The organism is Enterobacter sp. NFIX58 (assembly GCF_900110475.1).
GTDB classification, from domain to species: Bacteria; Pseudomonadota; Gammaproteobacteria; order Enterobacterales; family Enterobacteriaceae; genus Enterobacter; species Enterobacter quasiroggenkampii.
In genome coordinates, this window is record NZ_FODW01000004.1 from 124,466 (window position 1) to 146,254 (window position 21,789).

21 protein-coding genes are annotated in these 21,789 nt (G+C 58.0%); 13 read left to right on the forward strand and 8 right to left on the reverse strand.

Annotated features, from left to right (window positions below):
• Nucleotides 1-58: 58 nt before the first annotated feature.
• Nucleotides 59-1,057, reverse strand: a complete 999-nt coding sequence (gene fbp, locus BMW97_RS16925; protein ID WP_008501416.1) for a class 1 fructose-bisphosphatase — start codon at nt 1,055-1,057, stop codon at nt 59-61.
• A 197-nt stretch (nt 1,058-1,254) separates the two neighbouring features.
• Here fbp and mpl point away from each other — a divergent pair, with 197 nt between their 5' ends.
• Nucleotides 1,255-2,634 carry a UDP-N-acetylmuramate:L-alanyl-gamma-D-glutamyl-meso-diaminopimelate ligase gene (gene mpl / locus BMW97_RS16930; RefSeq protein WP_048027922.1) on the forward strand — a complete coding sequence of 460 codons (1,380 nt, stop codon included), beginning with the start codon at nt 1,255-1,257 and terminating at the stop codon, nt 2,632-2,634.
• A gap of 76 nt (nt 2,635-2,710) precedes the next feature.
• Here the strand turns inward: mpl and yjgA are convergent, their stop codons facing one another.
• On the reverse strand, nt 2,711-3,262 hold the full coding sequence (gene yjgA, locus BMW97_RS16935) for a ribosome biogenesis factor YjgA (RefSeq protein WP_008501414.1): 552 nt from the start codon (nt 3,260-3,262) through the stop codon (nt 2,711-2,713).
• 95 nt (nt 3,263-3,357) lie between these two features.
• Here yjgA and pmbA point away from each other — a divergent pair, with 95 nt between their 5' ends.
• Nucleotides 3,358-4,710 (forward strand): metalloprotease PmbA, encoded by a 1,353-nt coding sequence (gene pmbA, locus BMW97_RS16940; RefSeq protein ID WP_032643854.1) that lies wholly within the window; start codon nt 3,358-3,360, stop codon nt 4,708-4,710.
• 38 nt (nt 4,711-4,748) lie between these two features.
• Complete coding sequence (gene cybC, locus BMW97_RS16945; protein WP_008501412.1) at nt 4,749-5,135, forward strand: cytochrome b562; 387 nt, start codon at nt 4,749-4,751, stop codon at nt 5,133-5,135.
• A gap of 69 nt (nt 5,136-5,204) precedes the next feature.
• On the opposite strand, the gene BMW97_RS16950 is transcribed toward cybC, so the two are convergent.
• On the reverse strand, nt 5,205-5,360 hold the full coding sequence (locus BMW97_RS16950; RefSeq protein ID WP_045908049.1) for a Hok/Gef family protein: 156 nt from the start codon (nt 5,358-5,360) through the stop codon (nt 5,205-5,207).
• Between the two features lie 418 nt (nt 5,361-5,778).
• Between BMW97_RS16950 and BMW97_RS16955 the strand changes: the two genes are divergently transcribed.
• Genes BMW97_RS16955 through BMW97_RS17000 form a run of 10 tightly spaced genes read left to right on the forward strand, consistent with a single transcriptional unit; the run spans nt 5,779 to nt 14,353 of the window.
• The gene (locus tag BMW97_RS16955; protein WP_090393028.1) at nt 5,779-6,117 is read left to right on the forward strand and encodes a glycine dehydrogenase; all 339 of its coding nucleotides are present in this window, start codon (nt 5,779-5,781) and stop codon (nt 6,115-6,117) included.
• A gap of 10 nt (nt 6,118-6,127) precedes the next feature.
• Nucleotides 6,128-6,490, forward strand: a complete 363-nt coding sequence (locus tag BMW97_RS16960) for an SFCGS family glycine-rich protein (RefSeq protein ID WP_045908051.1) — start codon at nt 6,128-6,130, stop codon at nt 6,488-6,490.
• A gap of 2 nt (nt 6,491-6,492) precedes the next feature.
• Nucleotides 6,493-6,792 (forward strand): DUF4312 family protein, encoded by a 300-nt coding sequence (locus tag BMW97_RS16965; protein WP_006810338.1) that lies wholly within the window; start codon nt 6,493-6,495, stop codon nt 6,790-6,792.
• A 22-nt stretch (nt 6,793-6,814) separates the two neighbouring features.
• Nucleotides 6,815-7,591 (forward strand): DUF4311 domain-containing protein, encoded by a 777-nt coding sequence (locus tag BMW97_RS16970; RefSeq protein ID WP_008501408.1) that lies wholly within the window; start codon nt 6,815-6,817, stop codon nt 7,589-7,591.
• Nucleotides 7,592-7,604: 13 nt separating this feature from the next.
• On the forward strand, nt 7,605-8,246 hold the full coding sequence (locus tag BMW97_RS16975) for a DUF4310 family protein (protein WP_003856081.1): 642 nt from the start codon (nt 7,605-7,607) through the stop codon (nt 8,244-8,246).
• Between the two features lie 42 nt (nt 8,247-8,288).
• Complete coding sequence (locus BMW97_RS16980) at nt 8,289-9,422, forward strand: amidohydrolase/deacetylase family metallohydrolase (RefSeq protein WP_045908052.1); 1,134 nt, start codon at nt 8,289-8,291, stop codon at nt 9,420-9,422.
• The gene (locus BMW97_RS16985; RefSeq protein WP_045908053.1) at nt 9,406-10,524 is read left to right on the forward strand and encodes a DgaE family pyridoxal phosphate-dependent ammonia lyase; all 1,119 of its coding nucleotides are present in this window, start codon (nt 9,406-9,408) and stop codon (nt 10,522-10,524) included. The genes BMW97_RS16980 and BMW97_RS16985 overlap by 17 nt, the downstream gene beginning before the upstream one ends.
• The gene (locus BMW97_RS16990) at nt 10,521-11,261 is read left to right on the forward strand and encodes a 2-dehydro-3-deoxy-phosphogluconate aldolase (protein WP_045908054.1); all 741 of its coding nucleotides are present in this window, start codon (nt 10,521-10,523) and stop codon (nt 11,259-11,261) included. The genes BMW97_RS16985 and BMW97_RS16990 overlap by 4 nt, the downstream gene beginning before the upstream one ends.
• Nucleotides 11,262-11,286: 25 nt before the next feature.
• Nucleotides 11,287-12,423, forward strand: a complete 1,137-nt coding sequence (locus tag BMW97_RS16995; RefSeq protein WP_045908055.1) for a lactonase family protein — start codon at nt 11,287-11,289, stop codon at nt 12,421-12,423.
• 19 nt (nt 12,424-12,442) lie between these two features.
• Complete coding sequence (locus tag BMW97_RS17000) at nt 12,443-14,353, forward strand: BglG family transcription antiterminator (RefSeq protein ID WP_090393030.1); 1,911 nt, start codon at nt 12,443-12,445, stop codon at nt 14,351-14,353.
• Nucleotides 14,354-14,385: 32 nt separating this feature from the next.
• Here BMW97_RS17000 and nrdG read toward each other — a convergent pair whose 3' ends face one another.
• The 5 genes from nrdG to treR all read right to left on the reverse strand — a co-directional run bounded on the left by nrdG (nt 14,386) and on the right by treR (nt 21,659).
• Nucleotides 14,386-14,850, reverse strand: a complete 465-nt coding sequence (gene nrdG, locus BMW97_RS17005; RefSeq protein ID WP_045908057.1) for an anaerobic ribonucleoside-triphosphate reductase-activating protein — start codon at nt 14,848-14,850, stop codon at nt 14,386-14,388.
• Between the two features lie 105 nt (nt 14,851-14,955).
• On the reverse strand, nt 14,956-17,094 hold the full coding sequence (nrdD, locus tag BMW97_RS17010; RefSeq protein ID WP_045908058.1) for an anaerobic ribonucleoside-triphosphate reductase: 2,139 nt from the start codon (nt 17,092-17,094) through the stop codon (nt 14,956-14,958).
• A gap of 374 nt (nt 17,095-17,468) precedes the next feature.
• Nucleotides 17,469-19,112, reverse strand: coding sequence for an alpha,alpha-phosphotrehalase (gene treC, locus BMW97_RS17015; protein WP_045908059.1), 1,644 nt, complete (start codon nt 19,110-19,112; stop codon nt 17,469-17,471).
• Nucleotides 19,113-19,164: 52 nt separating this feature from the next.
• Nucleotides 19,165-20,583, reverse strand: coding sequence for a PTS trehalose transporter subunit IIBC (gene treB / locus BMW97_RS17020; protein WP_023310193.1), 1,419 nt, complete (start codon nt 20,581-20,583; stop codon nt 19,165-19,167).
• Nucleotides 20,584-20,711: 128 nt separating this feature from the next.
• On the reverse strand, nt 20,712-21,659 hold the full coding sequence (gene treR, locus BMW97_RS17025) for a trehalose operon repressor TreR (RefSeq protein ID WP_032651468.1): 948 nt from the start codon (nt 21,657-21,659) through the stop codon (nt 20,712-20,714).
• Nucleotides 21,660-21,789: the final 130 nt, after the last annotated feature.

The following is a 21,789-nucleotide window of genomic DNA, read 5'->3' on the forward strand; positions in this document are numbered from 1 at the left end:
ATACGGTAAAATATATAAATGACCAGGGGAGCCGGATCGGCTCCCCTGAAGAGAGGGATTATGCGTCCGGGTACTCACGGATGAAACGTTCGACGTCTTCAACCATGTGGTTGTTGCCGACGAAGAATGAACGGCGCTGGTGAAGGCTTTCCGGCACGATCTCCAGAATACGCTCTTTACCGTCGCTCGCCTTGCCGCCCGCCTGTTCGGCCAGGAACGCCATCGGGTTGCATTCGTACAGCAGACGCAGTTTCCCGTCCGGGTGGCTGGCGGTGCTTGGGTAGAGGTAGATGCCGCCTTTCAGCAGGTTACGGTGGAAATCCGCGACCAGAGAGCCAATATAGCGGGACGTGTAAGGGCGCTGCGTCGCTTTATCTTCTTCCTGGCAGAATTTGATGTACTTCTTCACGCCGTTCGGGAAGCGGATGTAGTTGCCTTCGTTGATGGAGTAGGTGTTACCCTTCTCCGGGAAGCGCATGCGTTCCTGGCTCAGACAGAAAACGCCCAGTGATGGATCGTACGTAAAGGCGTGTACGCCGCACCCGGTGGTGTACACCAGCATGGTGGAGGAGCCATAAACCACGTAACCGGCAGCAACCTGATTAATGCCCGGCTGCAGGAAATCTTCTTCGGTCACCGGCGTGCCAACAGGCGTGACGCGGCGGTAGATGGAGAAAATGGTACCGACAGAAACGTTAACGTCGATGTTGGAGGAGCCGTCGAGCGGATCCATCAGAACAACGTATTTCGCGTGTTCACACCCTTCGAAAACAACAATTTCATCTTCTTCTTCGGAGGCGATACCCGCAACGATGTCGCGCGCGCGCAGTGCAGCTTTCAGTTTTTCATTTGCGAACAGATCGAGTTTCTGCTGAACCTCGCCCTGAACGTTCTCGGCACCGCTGGCACCCAGGATATCGACCAGACCGGCCTTGTTGATATCACGGTGGATGATCTTAGCGCCCAGCTTTATTGCCGACAGCAAAGCAGTGAGTTCACCGGTAGCATGAGAGAACTCGTGCTGCTTTTCGACAATAAATTCACCTAACGTTTTCATAACACTTTCCCTGCATCTTTGTGAGTAGAGCGATTGTATGTTCACTAAAACGACTAAAGCCCAACAATCTTAACAAATATTCAAATAGTAGCGCAGAGGTGAATCGCGCCAGCAGGATACGGATTTTCCTGAAATGCGTTTCACACCCGCTGACATGTGAGTAAAATGTGCGCCACATTGAAGAAGGATAGTGACGTATGCGCATTCATATATTGGGGATTTGTGGCACTTTCATGGGCGGACTGGCAATGCTGGCGCGCTCGCTGGGCCATGAGGTGACAGGTTCGGACGCCAATGTGTATCCGCCAATGAGCACACTTCTGGAGAAACAGGGCATCGCTTTAATTCAGGGCTACGATGCCAGCCAGCTGGATCCCGAGCCGGATCTGGTGATCATTGGCAACGCCATGACCCGCGGCAACCCGTGCGTTGAGGCGGTACTGGAACGCAATATTCCGTTCATGTCCGGCCCACAGTGGCTGCATGACTTCGTCCTGCGTGACCGCTGGGTGGTTGCCGTTGCCGGTACCCATGGCAAAACGACCACCGCCGGCATGGCGACCTGGATCCTCGAAGCCTGCGGCTATAAGCCGGGCTTCGTCATCGGCGGCGTACCGGGCAACTTTGACGTTTCTGCGCGCCTGGGGGACAGCCCGTTCTTTGTGATCGAAGCCGACGAGTATGACTGCGCGTTCTTCGACAAGCGCTCTAAGTTCGTGCATTACTGCCCGCGTACACTGATCCTCAATAACCTTGAGTTTGACCACGCGGATATTTTTGACGACCTGAAGGCCATTCAGAAACAGTTCCACCACCTGGTGCGCATTGTTCCAGGCCAGGGCCGCATCATCCTGCCGGAAAACGACATTAACCTGAAGCAGACCCTGGCAATGGGCTGCTGGAGCGAGCAGGAGCTGGTGGGTGAGCAGGGCCACTGGCAGGCGAAGAAACTCAATGCCGATGCCTCCGAGTGGGAAGTGCTGCTCGACGGTGAAAAAGTGGGTGAGGTGAAGTGGGGCCTGGTGGGCGAACACAATATGCACAACGGCCTGATGGCGATTGCCGCAGCGCGTCACGTGGGCGTTCAGCCTGCGGATGCGGCGAATGCGCTGGGCTCGTTTATCAATGCCCGCCGCCGTCTGGAACTGCGCGGTGAAGCCCACGGCGTCACCGTGTATGACGATTTCGCGCACCACCCAACGGCCATTCTGGCCACGCTTGCCGCCCTGCGTGGCAAAGTTGGCGGTACCGCGCGCATTCTGGCGGTGCTGGAACCACGCTCGAACACCATGAAGATGGGCATCTGCAAAGACGATCTCGCGCCGTCGTTAGGACGTGCCGATGAAGTCTTCCTGCTGCAGCCGCAGCATATTCCGTGGCAGGTCGCGGAAGTGGCCGATGCCTGCATTCAGCCGGCACACTGGAGTGCAGATGTGGATGCGCTCGCGGATATGGTGGTGAAAGCCGCTCAGCCTGGTGACCATATTCTGGTGATGAGCAACGGCGGTTTTGGTGGGATCCATCAGAAGCTGCTGGACGGGCTGGCGAAGAAAGCGGAAGCGGCCGCCGACGCGTAAAAAAAGCCCGGTGGCGCTCACGCTTACCGGGCCTACGTTCTTTTCCCCCTCGCCCCACCGGGGTGAGGGGAACGGATTACTCTTCGTTCTCAGACAGCTCGCGCAGATACTGGAAAATCAGGCGCGCAGACTTCGGCGGCTTATTCCCTTCTTTCTCTTTCTTCGCGTTGCGGATCAAGGAACGCAGCTGCTGGCGGTCGGCATCCGGCCACAGGTTCAGCACTTCCGGTACGGCGTCATCACCCTGTTCAATCAGACGATCGCGGATCTGCTCCAGCTTGTGGAACAGCGCAACCTGCTGGTTGTGGCGGTTTTTCAGCTTGTCCAGCGCCTGGCGGATCGGATCAACATCGCGCTGACGCAGCATTTTCCCGATAAGCTGAAGCTGGCGACGACGGCCTTCTTTTTTGATTTTCTGTGCCAGTTCAATGGCATCGCGCAGATCCTGGTCGAGCGGGATCTTATCCAGCGCGTTTTTACCCAGTTCTACCATTTCCGCGCCAAGCTGTTTTAACTCTTCGGCGTCACGTTTAATTTCACTTTTACTGACCCAGATGATCTCATCATCTTCGTCTTCGATGTCATCACCGGGAACGTCGTCGAGCCAGTCTTCGGGCTGCTTAGTCATGTCAGGCTCCTTAAAAAAAGAGGCTAATGTTACCAGTTAAGACGCGCACTGAAAAACGGTTCTCTGTTAGACTTCAGTTAACTCTCTCTTACAGTATGGCATTTGCGATGAAAGTAACCTCACAAGTTGAAGCGCAGCGTAAGATTCTGGAAGAAGCCGTCTCCACCGCGCTGATGCTTGCTTCAGAAAAATCAGATGGCGCCGAAGTGGCGGTCAGCAAAACCACCGGCATTAGCGTGAGCACCCGCTATGGCGAAGTGGAGAATGTCGAATTCAACAGCGACGGCGCGCTGGGTATCACGGTATACCACCAGAATCGCAAAGGCAGTGCGTCATCCACCGATCTCAGTCCGGATGCCATCGCCCGTACGGTGCAGGCCGCGCTGGATATCGCCCGTTACACCTCGCCGGATCCTTACGCCGGCGTCGCAGATAAAGACCTGCTGGCGTTTGATGCGCCGGATCTCGATCTGTTCCACCCGGCGGAAGTGACCCCGGACGAAGCCATTGAACTGGCTGCCCGCGCCGAGCAGGCTTCCCTGCAGGCCGACAAGCGCATCACCAATACCGAAGGCGGCAGCTTTAACAGCCACTACGGCATCAAAGTCTTCGGCAACAGTCACGGCATGCTGCAGGGCTACTGCTCTACCCGCCACTCGCTCTCCAGCTGCGTCATCGCCGAAGAGAACGGTGACATGGAGCGCGACTACGCCTACACCATTGGCCGCGCGCTGGGGGATTTGCAGTCTCCTGAGTGGGTGGGCAAAGAGTGCGCCGAACGCACGCTGTCTCGCCTGTCGCCGCGTAAACTCTCCACCATGAAAGCGCCGGTGATTTTTGCCAATGAAGTGGCGACCGGTCTGTTTGGCCATCTGGTGGGCGCGATTGCGGGCGGCTCCGTTTACCGTAAATCAACCTTCCTGCTCGACTCGCTGGGCAAGCAGATCCTGCCGGAATGGCTGACTATCGAAGAGCATCCGCACCTGCTGAAAGGGCTGGCCTCCACGCCGTTCGACAGCGAAGGCGTGCGTACCGAACGTCGTGACATCGTCAAAGACGGCGTGCTGACCCAGTGGCTGCTGACCAACTACTCTGCGCGTAAGCTGGGGCTGAAAAGCACCGGACACGCTGGCGGCATCCACAACTGGCGCATTGCCGGGCAGGGCCTCAACTTTGAGCAGATGCTGAAAGAGATGGGCACCGGCCTGGTGGTGACCGAGCTGATGGGGCAGGGCGTCAGCGGCATCACCGGAGACTACTCTCGCGGCGCTGCGGGCTTCTGGGTGGAAAACGGCGAAATCCAGTATCCGGTAAGCGAGATTACCATCGCCGGCAACCTAAAGGACATGTGGCGCAATATCGTTACGGTCGGTAACGATATTGAAACACGCAGCAATATACAGTGTGGTTCTGTATTACTTCCGGAAATGAAAATTGCCGGACAATAGAGATAGCGTTTTGTTAATAATAAAAAAGGAAGTGAGCAATGCGTAAACATCTGTTAGCGATCGTCGCAGCTTCAACGCTGGTTCTTGGCTCTTCTGCGTTTGCTGCCGATCTTGAAGACGACATGGGCATCCTCGGTCAAAACCTGAAGGTGGTGCAGAAAACTGACAATGCGGCGGAAATGAAAGACGCGCTGACCAAAATGCGTGAAGCGGCGCTGGACGCCCAAAAAGCGACGCCGCCGAAGCTGGAAAGCAAAGCGGCAGACAGTGCAGAGATGAAAGACTATCGCCACGGCTTTGACGTGCTGGTCGGCCAGATCGACGGCGCGCTGAAGCTCGCTAACGAAGGCAAAGTGAAGGAAGCCCAGGCGGCGGCCGAGCAGTTTGTGACCACGCGCAATACGTACCACAAAAAGTATCGTTAATTGGGTGCCTGAGCTGTACGTCCTTCCCCGTATGCGGAGGCGCATGACGCGCCCCCGCATCCTTGCTCCCTACTGGCCGGAGCGACAATCCATCCGCGCTGTCACTTCAAGCGAGCCGTTTCGAAAACGGATTTCGCACAGTGTTTTCCTCGTCACCAGCGTTAAGATGATTATTGTCAAAGCAACAATCATCAAAACCCGGATAATTGGGGATTGGCGTTTCATGGATGCCTCCTTGCTGTAAAGCGGGCGAGGTAGCAAACATCACGTGGCTAGACGTGTCGTTTACAGCCCCGCCCTGATTTAAATTCAGGTAGGGGCTTTCCACTTTCCGTCCCATGCCTGAGACGGTCAGTCTCAAGCACCCGCCGCCACTCTATCCAATCCCCATAAGAAAACCTTATCCACGTCACATTTCTACGAGCCTGCTCGGAATCTTTTCCACTCTGCTTACCCGTTCGTTCCCGCGTAATAGCGTGATATTCATCACGCGAATACATTGATTTATCCAGATTCGGCGCATTTATGTGGCACAGATCACTGCTGCGGCTCGCCTTTCCACTTCGAAGTGGAAAACAACTCGCTACAAACCCGTCCCTCCCACCGTTAGTTTTAATCCAGAGCCATTAACGGGGTAAGACCAGTGATTAACGGAGCGGTAATGAACGACGTTGGGGAACAGGCGGTGCAAACAGATCAACTCGCAAACACCATGCTGCAGCAGGTCTATGCCCTGCTGGCCCGGCACAACATCATCCCCAATGCAGTACAGGAGCAGATGCTCACCTCCCACGTGCGCGCCATGGCGCACCGGTCCGTGACCGGCGAGCCGCTGCCGGAGGTTGAAGCAGAGCTGTTTGACGAAATTTCACCGGATTCAATGCGGCTTGCCCGTGAAGTGGTCGCGCAGTTTGGCAACCTTCCTGATGAAGAAGCCTGGCTGCTCTCCGTTCACTTTGAAGTCGCAAAAGACAACCTTTAAGGAGCAACACATGGAACAGATTACAATCGTGATTGGCGATCGCCTGGGTAAAGGTCAGAAAGTGGCTGCCGGTGTGGAAAAAGCAGGTGGACGCGCGGTTGTCGTACCGGGCATGGCGGCAGACATGAAGCTGGGCGACGTAATGAAAGCGGAAAACGCCACCTTCGGCATCTCCTTCTGCGGCAGCGGCGGCGCGGGTGCCATCACCGCCCAGACCAAGTATGGCTACAAAGCCAAATACGGCATGCGTTCCGTGGAAGAGGGCGTGACCGCCATCAACGAAGGCTGCAACGTGCTGGGCTTTGGCTTTATGGATAAAGAAGAGCTTGGCGAGCGTCTGGTACAGGCGTGGCAGAAGAAATACGGCGCATAAGCATGAAAGAACAGTTCACAACCACGGTGAGAGTGAAGGGGAAGGGCGACGCCAAAGCGCGCGCCTTTGCCGACGCGCTCAACCACGTTCAGGCCGCGGTGATGAAAGCCTCACCGCATATCTTACTGCGTATTGAGCCACAGGATGTGCAGGTCGTTCAGGCGCAAGAAGCGGTGCGTAAAGAAGCGTTTCTGTTCTTCTTTCTGCGCCGGGAAAGACGCACCTACAGCGTGGAGCTGGATGTGACCGTCAACGTGACAGCCATCAATCTCGACCAGGTGGATTTCGTCACGCAACGCTGATTATTCATAAAAGGGCAGACTGATGTTCTTAATTATATTAATAAAATCGCTCATCATTGGCGGCCTGGTTGGCGTCGGTGTGGGTGCCGGGGCTGCACGCATGTTTCATGCGCCTACCACTCAGGGTATGGGCGCGTTTCGTACGTTGGGGGAACTGAACTCCTGTGAAGGGGATCCTGCTTCCCACTTCTCCTTTGGGTTAGGTTTCTTCTTTAACGCCTGGGCCTCTTCCGTGGCCGCAGGGGCTTTCACACAGGACGTTGACCACCGCATCATCCCGAACTGGGGTGCGGCTGCACTGATGATCAAAAACCGTAACGTCGGCGAAACGCTGCACGATCCCCGCAAAATGGCGATTGCCTGCGGCGTGATCGGCATGATCGTCGTGACCTTCCTTAACCTGACCGCCTCCTCCGTTCCCGCTGCGCTTCAGGTCACCGCCGTGAAGGTGCTGGTGCCGGCGGCAAACCTGCTGGTGAACACCGTGATGCCGGTGATCTTCTGGCTGGCGGCCATCGATGCGGGTAAAAAATCGGGCTTCTGGGCCACCATCTTCGGCGGCGCGGCGCAACTGATTATGGGCAACGCCGTACCGGGCCTGGTGCTGGGGATCCTGATCGGGAAAGGCGTGGAAGAGAGCGGCTGGAACCACGTCACCAAAGTGATGATGGCGGCTATCGTCCTGCTCTTCGTGCTGAGCGGCTTCTTCCGCGGTTTCGACATGAAGATGATCGAATCCTTCCATCTGACCGTGCCGAACTGGCTCGACATGATCCACAACTCGCTCAGCGGTAAATAACAGGAGCCTCTAAATGGAACAGAATAAAGGTTTTTGGTATGCCGACTGGTCGTTCCCGATCTTCGTTGGCCTGCTCTCCTCCGGCGTGTTTGCCGGGACGCACATGTACTACCTCTACGGCATCGGCGCGTTTAACGAAGTGGCCTTCGTGGCGATGCTGAAAGCGGGTATTGATACCGGCGTTTACGGCGCGGTGGCAGCGTTTGGCGCGAGCTTCCTGTTCGCCCGTATTATCGAAGGGTCGCTGGTCGGTATTCTCGACATCGGCGGTGCCATCCAGACCGGCGTAGGCCTCGGCGTACCGGCGCTGCTGCTGGGCGCGGGGATCATGTTCCCGGTGACCAACTTCATTGCTTCGCTGATCACCGGCCTGGTGATTGGTCTGGCGATTGGCTACGTCATCATCCTGGCGCGTAAGTTCACCATCAACCAGAGCAACTCCACCTACGGCGCAGACGTGATGATGGGCGCGGGCAATGCCTCCGGTCGCTTCCTCGGGCCGCTGATTATCCTCAGCGCCATGACCGCCTCCATTCCAATCGGCGTCGGCTCGCTGGTGGGTGCGCTGCTGTTCTACATCTGGCAGAAGCCGATTACCGGTGGCGCTATCCTCGGCGCGATGATTCTGGGCTGGCTGTTCCCGGTTGCCCTTTAATACCCGCGGGCGCGCTGGCGCCCGCCTTATCAGGAGATCCTCATGTTTGATTTACTCCTGCGCCGTGCGCGCCTCACCGACGATACCCTGACCGATATCGCCATTCAGGACGGGAAAATCGCGGCGCTGGGCGAGATTAACGCGCCCGCGCATAAAACGGTTGAGCTGAACGGTGAAGTGTTCGTCAGTGCAGGCTGGATTGACTCCCACGTACACTGCTACCCGAATTCCCCGATTTACCACGACGAACCCGACAGCGTGGGCGTTGCCACTGGCGTCACCACCGTAGTGGACGCGGGCAGCACCGGCGCCGACGACGTGGACGATTTCTATGAGATCACCCGCAAGGCCTCCACCGAGGTTTTTGCCTTGCTAAACATTTCCCGCGTGGGGCTGATTGCCCAGAACGAGCTGGCCAATATGGCCAATGTTGATGCCAACGCGGTGAAGCAGGCGGTGAAGCGCCACCCTGATTTTATCGTCGGCCTGAAGGCGCGCATGAGCAGCAGCGTGGTCGGTGACAACGGCATCACGCCGCTGGCTCGCGCGAAAGCGATTCAGAAAGAGAACGGCGACCTGCCGCTGATGGTGCACATCGGCAACAACCCGCCAAATCTCGACGAAATCGCCGAACTCCTGAGTTCGGGCGACATCATCACCCACTGCTATAACGGCAAGCCTAACCGCATTCTGACGCCCTCGGGCGAGCTGCGCGCCTCCATATCCTCTGCCCTGAAGCGCGGCGTGCGTCTGGACGTGGGGCACGGCACGGCGAGCTTTAGCTTTGAGGTGGCAAAACGCGCTATCGCGATGGGCATTCTGCCGCACACCATCAGCTCAGATATCTACTGCCGCAACCGCATCAACGGCCCGGTGGGCTCGCTGGCAAGCGTGATGTCGAAGTTTCTCGCCATCGGCATGTCATTGCCCCAGGTGATTGACTGCGTCACGGCGAACGCCGCCGACGGCCTGCGCCTGACGCGCAAGGGCCGCATTCAGCCGGGTCTCGACGCCGACCTGACGCTATTCATCCTCAAACGTCAGCCGACGGTGCTGACGGATGCCGAAAACGACAGCCTGCAGGCTGAACACATTCTGGTGCCGCTTGCCGCGATCCGCGCGGGCAAGGGCTACATGACCGAACAAGGGAGCACGGAAAATGCCTTCGATTTATGAGAAGTACCATTTAAAGCAGGTTATCAACACCTCTGGCCGCATGACGGCGCTGGGCGTCTCCACGCCGCGCCCGGAGGTGGTGCAGGCGGCGATGGACGGCATGAATCACTATTTCGAGATGAAGGATCTGGTCAATAAAACCGGGGAGTACATCGCGAAGCTGCTGGACGTGGAAGGGGCGACGGTCGTCTCCTGCGCGTCGGCGGGCATTGCCCAGTCCGTTGCGGCGGTGCTGGTCAAAGACAGCGACTGGCTGCTGGAAAATCTGCACGTTACCCCAATTGAGAACAACGAAATCGTCCTGCCGAAAGGCCACAACGTGAACTTTGGCGCGCCGGTGGGCACCATGGTCGCGCTGGGCGGCGGTAGGCTGGTGGAGGCGGGCTACGCCAACGAATGTTCCGCCGATCAGCTGGCGGCGGCGATCACCCCGCGCACGGCCGCGATCCTCTATATCAAATCTCACCACTGCGTGCAGAAAAGCATGCTCAGCGTCGAGCAGGCGGCCGTTGTCGCGCGTAAACACGACTTGCCGCTCATCGTTGATGCCGCGGCGGAAGAAGATCTGCATGTTTACTACCGCTCCGGCGCGGACCTGGTGATCTACAGCGGCGCGAAGGCGATTGAAGGCCCAACCAGCGGACTGGTGATCGGCAAAACCCAGTACGTTGAGTGGGTCAAACGCCAGACGGCGGGCATTGGCCGCGCCATGAAGGTGGGTAAAGAGGGCATTCTTGGCCTGACCTGCGCTATCGAACACTATCTGACGGCCACCAAAGAGAGCGGCGCCGAGATGGTGGCGAAAATGACGCCGTTTATCGAGGCGCTCAACACCCTGAACGGTGTCACCGCGCGCGTGGTGTGGGACAGCGCCGGACGCGACATCGCCCGCACCGAGATTAAATTTGACGAAGCCACCACCGGCGTCGGCACGGGTGACCTGGTGGCGAAGCTGAAGCAGGGCGAATACGCCATTTACTTCCGTGGCTACAAGGCCAACGAAGGGATTATCGAAGCGGATGTGCGCAGCGTGAATGCTGATCAGCTGAACATCGTGTACCGCCGCATTAGCGAAGTGTTAGGACAGGAGAAAAACGCATGAAACTGACCCCCAACTTTTACCGTGACCGCGTCTGTCTGAACGTGCTGGCAGGGTCGAAAGCCAACGCCAGCACCATCTACGAGGCGGCGGAAGGTCATGTGCTGGTGGGCGTGCTCTCCAAAAATTACCCGGACGTGGCCAGCGCGGTAGCGGATATGCGCGAGTACGCGGCGCTGATAGATAACGCGCTCTCCGTTGGCCTCGGCGCGGGCGACCCGAACCAGTCGGCGATGGTGAGCGAGATCTCCCGTCAGGTGCAGCCGCAGCACGTCAACCAGGTCTTTACCGGCGTGGCTACCAGCCGCGCGCTGCTGGGGCAGAACGAGTCCGTGGTCAACGGTCTGGTCTCCCCGACCGGCACCGTCGGAATGGTGAAAATCTCCACCGGCCCGCTGAGCAGCAAAGCGCCGGACGGCATCGTGCCGGTTGAAACGGCGATTGCTCTGCTAAAAGATTTCGGCGGCAGCTCTATCAAATACTTCCCGATGGGCGGCCTGAAGTGCCGTGACGAGTACAAAGCGGTGGCGGAAGCCTGCGCCCGTCACGACTTCTGGCTGGAGCCGACCGGAGGTATCGATCTGGAAAACTATGAGGAGATCCTGCAGATCGCCCTCGACGCGGGCGTGAGCAAAATCATCCCGCATATCTACAGCTCGATTATCGACAAAGCCAGCGGTGATACGCGTCCGGAAGATGTGCGTACCCTGCTGGCGATGACGAAGAAGCTGGTGAAGTAGAACTCACATCTATACAGGAGCCACCATGCACACCCGTACCTTGCTTGTCGCTTCACTCTCAATGTTCGCCACCGCCGCTGTCGCCCAGACGCAATATGCCTGGGTGGGTACCTATAATCCGAACGGTGAAGGGTTGTACCGTTTTACTGTTAACCCGCAAACCGGCGCGCTGAACGATAAAACGCTGGTGAGCAAACTGCCGAATGCGGCGCAGCTGACCCTTTCACAGGACGGCAAAACGCTGTATCTGGCAAGTGAAGTGGAGCAGGGCGTGGTGCAGGCGCTGCGCGTCGGCGATAACGGTGAGCTGAGCGAGCTCAATCAGGTGGCCTCCGGCGGTGCCGGGCCGGTGTATCTCTCCCTGACGCCGAACGGCAAGCATCTGCTGGTGGCGAACTATGTCAGCGGCTCAATTGCCGTTTTACCCGTCAACGCAGACGGTAGCTTGGGTGAAGCCACGGACAAACATCAGGATCAAGGCGAACCGGGCGCGGCGAAGCCCGAAGCTGCTGCGGAGGGCAGTTTCGCGATCAGCGATCATAACGGCCCCCATGCGCACATGATCGCCGCCGATCCGAGCGGGAAGTACGTGTTTTCCACCGATCTTGGGCTGGATCGCATCTATCAGTACCGTTTTGACGAGCAGACAGGAAAGCTGACGCCGAATGATCCGCCGTTTATCAGCGCCTCCTCGAAAGGCGCCGGGCCGCGCCACTTTGTCTTTACGCCGAGGGGCGATGCCCTGTGGCTGATTAACGAAGAGGCGTCTACGCTCACCCGGTATACCGTGAACGCCAACGGCACCCTGAAAGAGGATAAAACGGTCTCTGCTCTGCCGGAAGGTTACAAAGGCACCAGCTTTGCTGCCGGGCTCGCATTAAGCGCCGATGGCAGGCAGCTGTATGTGGCTAACCGTTTGCATAACAGCATCGGGCACTTTACCGTAACAGCAGAGGGCACGTTGACGCATCAGGATGACGTGTGGACGCGTGGTGATTATCCCCGCACCCTGACGCTCGATAAGCAGGGACGCTGGCTGTACGTCATGAACCAGCGCAGCGACAACATTACCCGTTTCCGCGTGGCGCAGGACGGGAAATTGAGCTTCGAACCGGACTATACCCCGGTCGGCAGCCCATCCCAGATGGTCATTTCACCTTAAGCTGTTAGAGGACAACGACGTGCGATTTCCGAACCAACGTTTAGCGCAACTTTTCGATCTGTTGCAAAACGAGACGCTGCCGCAGGACGAGCTGGCGCAGCGGCTGTCGGTCTCCACGCGAACCGTCCGTGCGGATATCACCGCCCTGAACGCGCTGCTGGCCAGCCACGGCGCGCAGTTTATCCTGAGCCGGGGCAACGGCTACCAGCTCAAAATTGAGGATGCCGAGCGCTATCAGCAGCTTCAGGCATCCCACCCGCGCGCGCTGCGTATCCCACGGACCGGGCCGGAGCGCGTGCATTATCTGGTGGTGCGTTTTCTCACCTCGGCGTTTTCGCTTAAGCTGGAGGATCTGGCGGACGAGTGGTTCGTCAGCCGCGCCACGCTGCAAAGCGACATGGCGGAGGTACGCGAGTGGTTTCATCGTTACAACCTGACGCTGGAAACCCGTCCGCGCCATGGGATGAAGCTGTTTGGCAGCGAGATGTCGACCCGCGCGTGCCTGACCGATCTGCTCTGGGAGCTGGCGCAGCAGGACAGCCTGAACCCGCTGGTGACCGACGTGGCGCTGAATGCGGGCGTGGCGGAGCAGATGGTGCCGGTGCTGCACGACGCCTTGACGCGTCACCACATTCGCCTGACTGATGAAGGCGAGCTGTTCCTGCGCCTGTACTGCGCAGTGTCGGTACGTCGCATCAGCGAAGGTTATCCGCTGCCGGAATTCCATGCCGAAGACGTGGAAGAGAACGTGCGCGAGGCGGCGAAGGATATCGCGGTGACCATCCAGCAGCTGGCGGGCAAAACGCTTTCGCCGTCGGAGGAGAGCTGGCTGTGCGTGCACATTGCGGCGCGGCAGATCCAGGAGATCGCGCCCAGCGCGATTAATGCCGATGACGATGAAGCGCTGGTCAACTACATCCTGCGCTACATCAACACCCACTATAACTACAACCTGCTTAGCGACGCGCAGCTGCACGCGGATCTGCTGACGCATATTAAAACCATGATCACCCGCGTGCGGTATCAAATCATGATCCCCAATCCGCTGCTGGATAACATCAAGCAGCACTACCCGATGGCGTGGGACATGACGCTGGCCGCGGTGTCGAGCTGGGGCAAATACACGCCGTATGTGATCAGCGAAAACGAGATTGGTTTCCTGGTGCTGCATATTGGCGTCGGGCTGGAGCGCCACTACAACATTGGCTACCAGCGTCAGCCGCGCGTGCTGCTGGTATGCGACGCCGGTAACGCGATGGTGCGCATGATTGAGGCGGTGCTGCAGCGTAAATACCCGCAGATTGAGGTGACGCGCACGCTCACCCTGCGCGAGTACGAGTTGGCGGAATCGATTGGCGAAGACTTTGTGATCGCCACCGCCCGCGTCAGCGAAAAGTCAAAACCGGTGGTGATGATCGCCCCGTTCCCGACCGACTATCAGTTAGAACAGATTGGCAAACTGGTGCTGGTGGACCGCACCCGCCCGTGGATGCTGGATAAATACTTCGACGCGGCCCACTTCCGCATTATCGACAAGCCGATCGATCAGCAGACGCTGTTCCGCGAGCTGTGTGAACAGCTTGAGGCCGAAGGCTTTGTTGGCGCGGAGTTTCTGGATTCGGTTGTTGAGCGTGAAGCTATCGTCAGTACCATGCTCGGCGACGGCATCGCGCTGCCGCACTCCCTCGGCCTGCTGGCGCAGAAAACGGTGGTCTACACCGTGCTGGCCCCGCACGGCGTTCAGTGGGGCGACGAAACCGCGCACGTCATCTTCCTGCTTGCCATCAGCAAAAGCGAATACGAAGAGGCGATGGCGATTTACGATATCTTCGTCACTTTCCTGCGCGAGCGGGCGATGTCACGTCTCTGTAGCTGCGAGGATTTTGCCGGGTTTAAGGCGGTGGCGATGGAGAGTTTGAGTCGTTTTTGAGATAAGGGCGGATGGATGACATCCGCCTTTGATCAACGCAAATGATGTACAACCTGGTTGCTGCTGCCGCGCCAGATGAGCGCCGGGTCTTTTAAATCCTGCATGAACTTACCGTCGACCAGCACGTTAATCAGATCCACGACTTCCATTTGCTGCGCGTTCAGCTCATCCAGCTTGTAGCCTGTCCAGACCCAGATATCTTTTCCCGAGCACTCGCGGCGAATGCGCTTCACCAGCTTCAAAATATCCTGCACGTTTTGCGGATGCAGCGGATCGCCGCCGGAGAGCGAAATTCCCTGGCGGTGAATGCGCGTGTCGTTCAGGTCGCTGATGATTTTATCTTCCATCTCCGCGGTGAACGGCTTGCCGGAATTCAGGCGCCAGGTGCTTTTGTTGTAGCAGCCGGGGCATTCGTGGACGCAGCCTGAGACGAACAGGGTGCAGCGGGTGCCGGGGCCGTTGACGATGTCGACGGGGTAGTACTGGTGATAGTTCATCGCGAATAACCACGCCGGGTGGCGCTGCGCTTACCCGGCCTACAAAAGAGAGCGGTCCGTAGGCCCGGTAAGCGCAGCGCCACCGGGCATTAACGTGGCAGCGGATTAACCGATCTGTCCATTCCCCAGATGCTTCACGCGGCGCTTCACCTCTTCCTGTTTGCCGGCGTTAAACGGACGTGCGTCCGGGCTGCCGAGGTAGCCGCATACGCGACGAGTCACGGAGACGCGGGCCGCATCGTGGTTGCCGCATTTCGGGCAGGTAAAGCCTTTGCTCGTACACTCGAACTCACCGGTAAAGCCGCATTCGTAGCACTCGTCGATAGGCGTGTTGGTCCCGTAATACGGCACGTGCTGGTAGCTGTAATCCCACACGTCCTCCAGCGCCTTCAGGTTGTGCTGAATGTTCGGGTACTCGCCGTAGCAGATGAAGCCGCCGCTGGCGATCGGCGGATACGCCGCTTCGAAGTCGATCTTGTCGTACGGGTTGACCTTCTTCTCGACATCGAGGTGGAAGCTGTTGGTGTAGTACCCTTTGTCGGTCACACCTTCCACAATCCCGAACTCGGCGGTGTCCAGACGGCAGAAGCGGTCGCACAGGTTCTCGCTTGGGGTGCTGTACAGGCTGAACCCGTAGCCGGTTTCCTCTTTCCACCGGTCTACTGCGTCGCGCAGGCGCTGAACGATGGCGATGCCTTTCTCACGCAGGGCTTCGCTGTCGTACATGTGCGTATCGCCAAACAGCGCGTTGATGGTTTCGTGAATGCCGATATAGCCCAGCGAAATCGACGCACGACCATTTTTGAAGATCTCAGACACGTCATCGTCCGCCTTCAGGCGCACGCCGCAGGCCCCTTCCATGTAGAGGATCGGCGCGACGCGGGCTTTGACCCCTTCCAGACGGGCAATACGGGTCATCAGCGCCTTACGCGCCAGCTGCAGGCGCTCGTCCAGCAGCGCCCAGAAGGCGTCTTCATTGCCTTTCGCTTCCAGCGCGATGCGCGGCAGGTTGAGGCTGATCACGCCGAGGTTGTTGCGCCCGTCGTGGATCTGCTCGCCGTTTTCATCCTCGTACACGCCGAGGAAGCTGCGGCAGCCCATTGGCGTTTTAAACGAACCGGTGACCTTCACCACCTGATCGTAGTTCAGGATGTCCGGATACATGCGCTTGCTCGCGCACTCCAGCGCCAGCTGTTTAATGTCGTAGTTTGGATCGCCAAACTTGTGGTTCAGGCCGTCGCGAATCGCGAATACCAGCTTTGGGAACACCGCAGTTTTGCGGTTTTTGCCAAGGCCGGAAATACGGTTGCGCAGAATGGACTGCTGGATCAGACGCGATTCCCAGCTGGTGCCCAGGCCAAAGCCGAAGGTCACAAACGGCGTCTGGCCGTTGGCGGTGTGCAGCGTGTTCACTTCATATTCCAGCGACTGGAACGCGTCGTAGCACTCTTTTTCGGTGCGGGAGTGCGCGTAGCCGTCAGGGTCCGGAATGTGCCACTCGTCAGCCGTTTTACGGTGCTTATTGAAGCTTGCCGTGACGAACGGAGCCAGCACTTCATCAATACGGTTAATGGTGGTGCCGCCGTAAATATGGCTGGCGACCTGGGCGATAATCTGCGCCGTGACCGCGGTGGCCGTAGAGATTGACTTAGGCGGTTCAATCTCGGCGTTGCCCATTTTAAAACCGTGGGTCAGCATGCCTTTCAGGTCGATCAGCATGCAGTTGAACATCGGGAAGAACGGCGAATAGTCGAGATCGTGGTAGTGAATTTCGCCGCGCTCGTGCGCCGAAACCACGTCGCGCGGCAGCAGATGCTGGCGGGCATAGTGTTTGGCGACGATACCGGCCAGCAGATCGCGCTGGGTGGGGATCACTTTACTGTCTTTGTTGGCGTTTTCATTGAGCAGGGCGGAGTTGGTCTGCTCCACCAGGCCACGGATCTCCTGGTTCAGACGACCGCGCTTCTCGCGCTGCACGTCGCGATCGTGGCGGTACTCAATGTAGGCGCGCGCCAGCTGCTTGTAAGGTCCTGCCATCAGCTGGTTCTCAACCGCGGTCTGGATCTCGTTGATATCGACCTGGCTGCGCTCATTCATCTGGCTGCTAACGACTTCTGCGACGGTGGCGCAGTAATCTGCGTCATCGACTCCCGCTGCTTTAGCTGCACGCAGAATGGCTTCCTGGATGCGCTCTGATTTAAACGGCACTTTACAGCCATCACGTTTCATCACATGCGGTGTCATGATCACTCCATTTTTGAAAACAGGTTATCCACAGAGGTGGAGAAGTATTCACCGGACGCATTTCCCGTCAGGCCAAAGACTTCCCGCGTTCCCAGCTCGTGTTATCCACAATTCCGGCCAGCGTAAGCGCCGTCTTGTTGTTGGAATAGTAGACGATAAATACAAGATATTGGGTCGGAGTGCATTTTAAATGCTACATATAGTGATTTGCATCAAACATGTTTGCGATTTATTTGATTCAGAACAAAGTAAAAAGACGAGAGTACAAACGACGGGCGCTTCAGAGATTGTAAAGGTGGAAGAGAAAAATCTGATTAATTATTCAACAAAAACAGTAAAGTAAGCCGGGTGCAGGACTGCACCCGGCGGGACGGTTACTGTTGCAACCACCAGACGGCTTCAAACGGACGCAGCGACGTCGTTTGCGGTGTCGGGTAGTTACTCATCAACACCTGCAACTTACCGCTGAGAAGGTCTGCCTGCCATTCCTGTGGCGTATTACTCAGGTTCGCCGCAACGATCAGGGTCTGTCCCTGCCACTGGCGACGGTAGCACCAAAGAGAAGGGTGTTCCGGCAGGAGATCCTCATAATCCCCCCACGTCAGCACCGGCAGGGTTTTGCGCAGGCTAATCAGCGACTGATAGGTATAGAAGACGGAACCCGCATCGTCGAGCGCCGCGCGGGCGTTCACGGTTTCGTAGTTATCGCAGACGCCAATCCACGGTTCACCCTCGCTAAAGCCCGCATTGTGCGACGCGTCCCACTGCATTGGCGTGCGGCCATTATCCCGGGACTTACTCGCCAGGATTGCCAGTAATTCATCCGGATCGCGGCCGTTGGCGCGCAGTTCGGCGAACATGTTCAGGCTTTCCACGTCGCGGTAATCGGTGATGCGGCTGAAGTGCGGGTTCGTCATCCCCAGCTCTTCGCCCTGATAGATATACGGCGTGCCCTGCATACCGTGCAGCACCATGCCGAGCATTTTCGCGGCGTGAACCCGGTATTCTCCTTCGTCACCGAAGCGCGACACGATGCGCGGCTGGTCGTGGTTACACCAGAACAGCGCGTTCCAGGCTTTGTTATGCATCCCCTGCTGCCAGTGGCGGAAAAGGGTTTTCAGCGCCACGAAGTCCGGCTTCGCCTTCGTCCACTTTTCGCCGCCGGGATAGTCCACCTTCAGGTGGTGGAAGTTAAAGGTCATCGACAGCTCGCGGCCATCGAGAGAAGCATACTGCTGGCAGTTCTCCAGCGAGGTCGAGGACATCTCGCCTACCGTCATCAGGTTGCGCGGGGTGAAGACGTCGCGGCTCATCTCCTGCAGATATTCATGGATGCGCGGTCCGTCAGTGTAGAAGCGGCGACCGTCGCCCGTCTCGTCATTCGGGAAATCCTGATCTTTCGAAATCAGGTTAATGACATCGAGGCGCAAGCCGTCGACGCCGCGGTCAGCCCAGAACTCGCACACCTTTTTCAGCTCGGCGCGCACCGCCGGATTTTCCCAGTTGAGGTCCGCCTGCTCCGGCGCGAACAGGTGCAGGTAATACTGCTCGCTCTCCGCGTGCCAGCGCCAGGCGTTGCCGCCAAACTTGGAGCGCCAGTTGTTGGGCAACTGCTCAGGCGTGCCGTCGCGCCAGATGTAGAACTGGCGGTACGGGCTCGCTTTGTTCAGCGATTCCCTGAACCAGGGGTGCTGGGTTGAGGTGTGGTTGAACACCATATCCAGCACGATGCGAATGCCGCGCTGGTGCGCCTCGGCGACCAGTTGGTCGAAATCATCCAGCGTGCCGTACGCCGGGTCGATGGCGGTGTAATTCGCCACGTCGTAGCCATTATCCACCTGCGGGGAGATATAAAACGGCGTCAGCCAGATGGCGTCGATGCCGAGGGTTTTCAGGTAGTCCAGACGCTGCGTCACGCCGCGTAAATCGCCGGTGCCGCTGCCGGTGGTGTCCTGGAAACTCTTGGGGTAAATCTGGTAGATAACGCCGTTTTGCCACCAGTGAGGAAGGGTATTCATAGTGTGTTCCTGCAAATGCGAAGGGGCGCAACTGCGCCCCGAAAGAGAGAGATTAAACAATCTGCAGCGAGCCCTGACGGAACTTACGCTGATAAACCACGGTAGTCAGCGCCATTGGGACGATAATCGCGATGGCCATTGCCAGGGCGAATACCTGCCAGTAAGCGGGCTGGATGGAGAGGATGCCCGGCAGGCCGCCGACGCCAATCCCGTTTGCCATTACGCCGTTCAGTCCGCACACCAGGCCCGCCAGACCGGAACCGATCATCGCGCAGAGCATCGGGAAGCGGTATTTCAGGTTGATACCGTACATCGCCGGTTCGGTGACGCCGAGGTAGGCGGAGATGGCCGCCGGAACGGAGATCTCGCGTTCGTTGTGCTTGCGGCTGACGATAATGATGCCGGTCACCGCGGACGCCTGAGCAATGTTAGACAGGGCGATAATCGGCCAGACCGGCGTGCCGCCGAGGCTCTGGATCATCTGCATATCAATGGCCAGCGTGGTCTGGTGCACGCCGGTGATCACCAGCGGGGCGTACAGGAAGCCAAACAGCGCGGCGCCAATCGGGGCGAAGCTGCCGGTCATCAGGTGACGCACCGCGAAGGCCACGCCGTCGCCAATCATGCGGCCAAACGGACCGATAAAGGCATGCGCCAGGAAGACCGCCAGAATTAGCGAGCACACCGGCACCACTACCAGATAGAGGTAATCCGGCACGATGCGCTTCAGGCGGGTTTCAATAAAGCCCAGCGCCAGCCCCGCCAGCAGGGCCGGAATGACCTGTGCCTGATAGCCCACTTTGGCGATGGTAAACAGGCCGAAGTTCCACACCTCAGGCACCTGCTGACCAAGTAAGTAAGCGTTCATTAACTGCGGAGAGACCAGCGTGACGCCGAGTACGATACCGAGGATCGGGGTACCACCCATCTTGCGCACCGCGGACCAGCAGATCCCGACCGGCAGATAGAAGAAGATCGCCTCGCCAATCAGCCACAGGAAGTCGTACACGGTTTTCAGCGCCGGATACATCTGCGCCAGGGTTTTGCCGTCGCTCATCGGCACGTCGCCGATGACGTTACGGAAGCCTAAGATCAAGCCTCCGCTGATCAGTGCTGGCAGCAGCGGGAAGAAGATCTCCGCAAAGTGGGAAATCAGCTGCTCGTGCCACTTCATGTTCTGGCGCGCGGCCTTCTTCGCCTGCTCTTTATCGGCGGAGGAGTGCCCGGTTGTTGCCAGCAGAGCCTGATAGTAATCGCCCACTTCGGTACCAATCACGACCTGGAACTGACCGGCGTTGGTAAAGCAGCCTTTAACCATAGAGAGTTCTTCAATGGCCTTCGGATTGGCTTTGGCCGGATCGTTCAGCACGAAGCGCAGGCGGGTAATGCAATGGCTGACGGTAGCGATGTTTTCGCGGCCGCCGACCAGGACGATCAACTGATCGATATCTGCTTGTTTGACTTTACTCATCATGAAACCTCATGACAGATGTTGAGGGGGGTAATGACCTGAGCGCAAGCCTACTCCTTCAGCGTGACGGCGAAAATGGGAACGTTCCCGAAATCGGGCGAAGATCACAATAAACCGTTGAGCGGGGGTTAAGAAAGGTGGGCTGGAATAACGATCTGACGCGGCTCAGCGCGCCCGTTGATCTGCTCGATCAGCTGCGCGGCGGCCTGTCTGCCGGACTCGGCATAACCCGGGTCGACGGTAATAATTTCCGGATGCAAAAACTTCATCAGCGGCGTGCTGCCGACGCTCGCCACCTGCAGGTTATCGATACGCTGCTCCTGCAGATATTTACTCGCGCCCAGCGCCAGCGTATCCGTGGCGCACACCAGCGCGGTGGTTTGCGGCGTCAGGACGCTGGCGACCTGCTCGTAGCCCTGCTTCATGCCCAGCCCCGGCAGGGAGGCCACGGCGGAGAGGTTGTGCTTTTTGCAAAAGGCCAGATAGGCCTCATGGCGGCGCTTGCCGGTGGTGACGTCCGCGTGCGGTACGCCGAGGAAGCTGATGTGGCGATGGCCTTCGTCAAACAGGCGCTGCATCAGGGTGATAATCGCGCCCTCGTCGTCATAGCAGACGGAGGCAAAACCGTGGGCATCGCGCGCCAGCAGCACCAGCGACGGCTGCCAGGGTTTTAGCATCTCATCTTTGATGCCGGTAAAGCCGAACAGCACCACGCCGTCAATGTTGCGTCGCTGGAGCATACCCAGATGTTCTTCCACCAGTTGTGGCGAGAACTGGCTCTCCATCATGATCGGGTCATATCCCTGCTCATAGAAGGCGGGTAGCATGGTCTGCACGGCAAGATTTTCAGACAGAGAATCCAGGCGCGAGACAATGATGGCGACCACTTTGTCACTCTGTCCGCGCATGGCGCGCGCGGAGCGGGAAGGGGAAAAGCCGTGCTGATTCATGACCGCCTCAACGCGCTCGCGGGTGCGTTCGCTGACGCCGCTTTCGTTGTTCAGCACGCGTGAGACGGTTGATTTCCCCACGCCGCTTAAACGCGCGATGTCTTTAATCGTAAGGCGGTTCTGCATGCTGTATTCCCTGTAACAACGACAAAATGGTCAATTGAGCCTAATGCTATAGCGCGATTTCGCTATGGGCAAAGTCTGGTTTACGTTCGGTTTATTTGCAGGGGGGTATAATACCGCCCGAATCGTCACA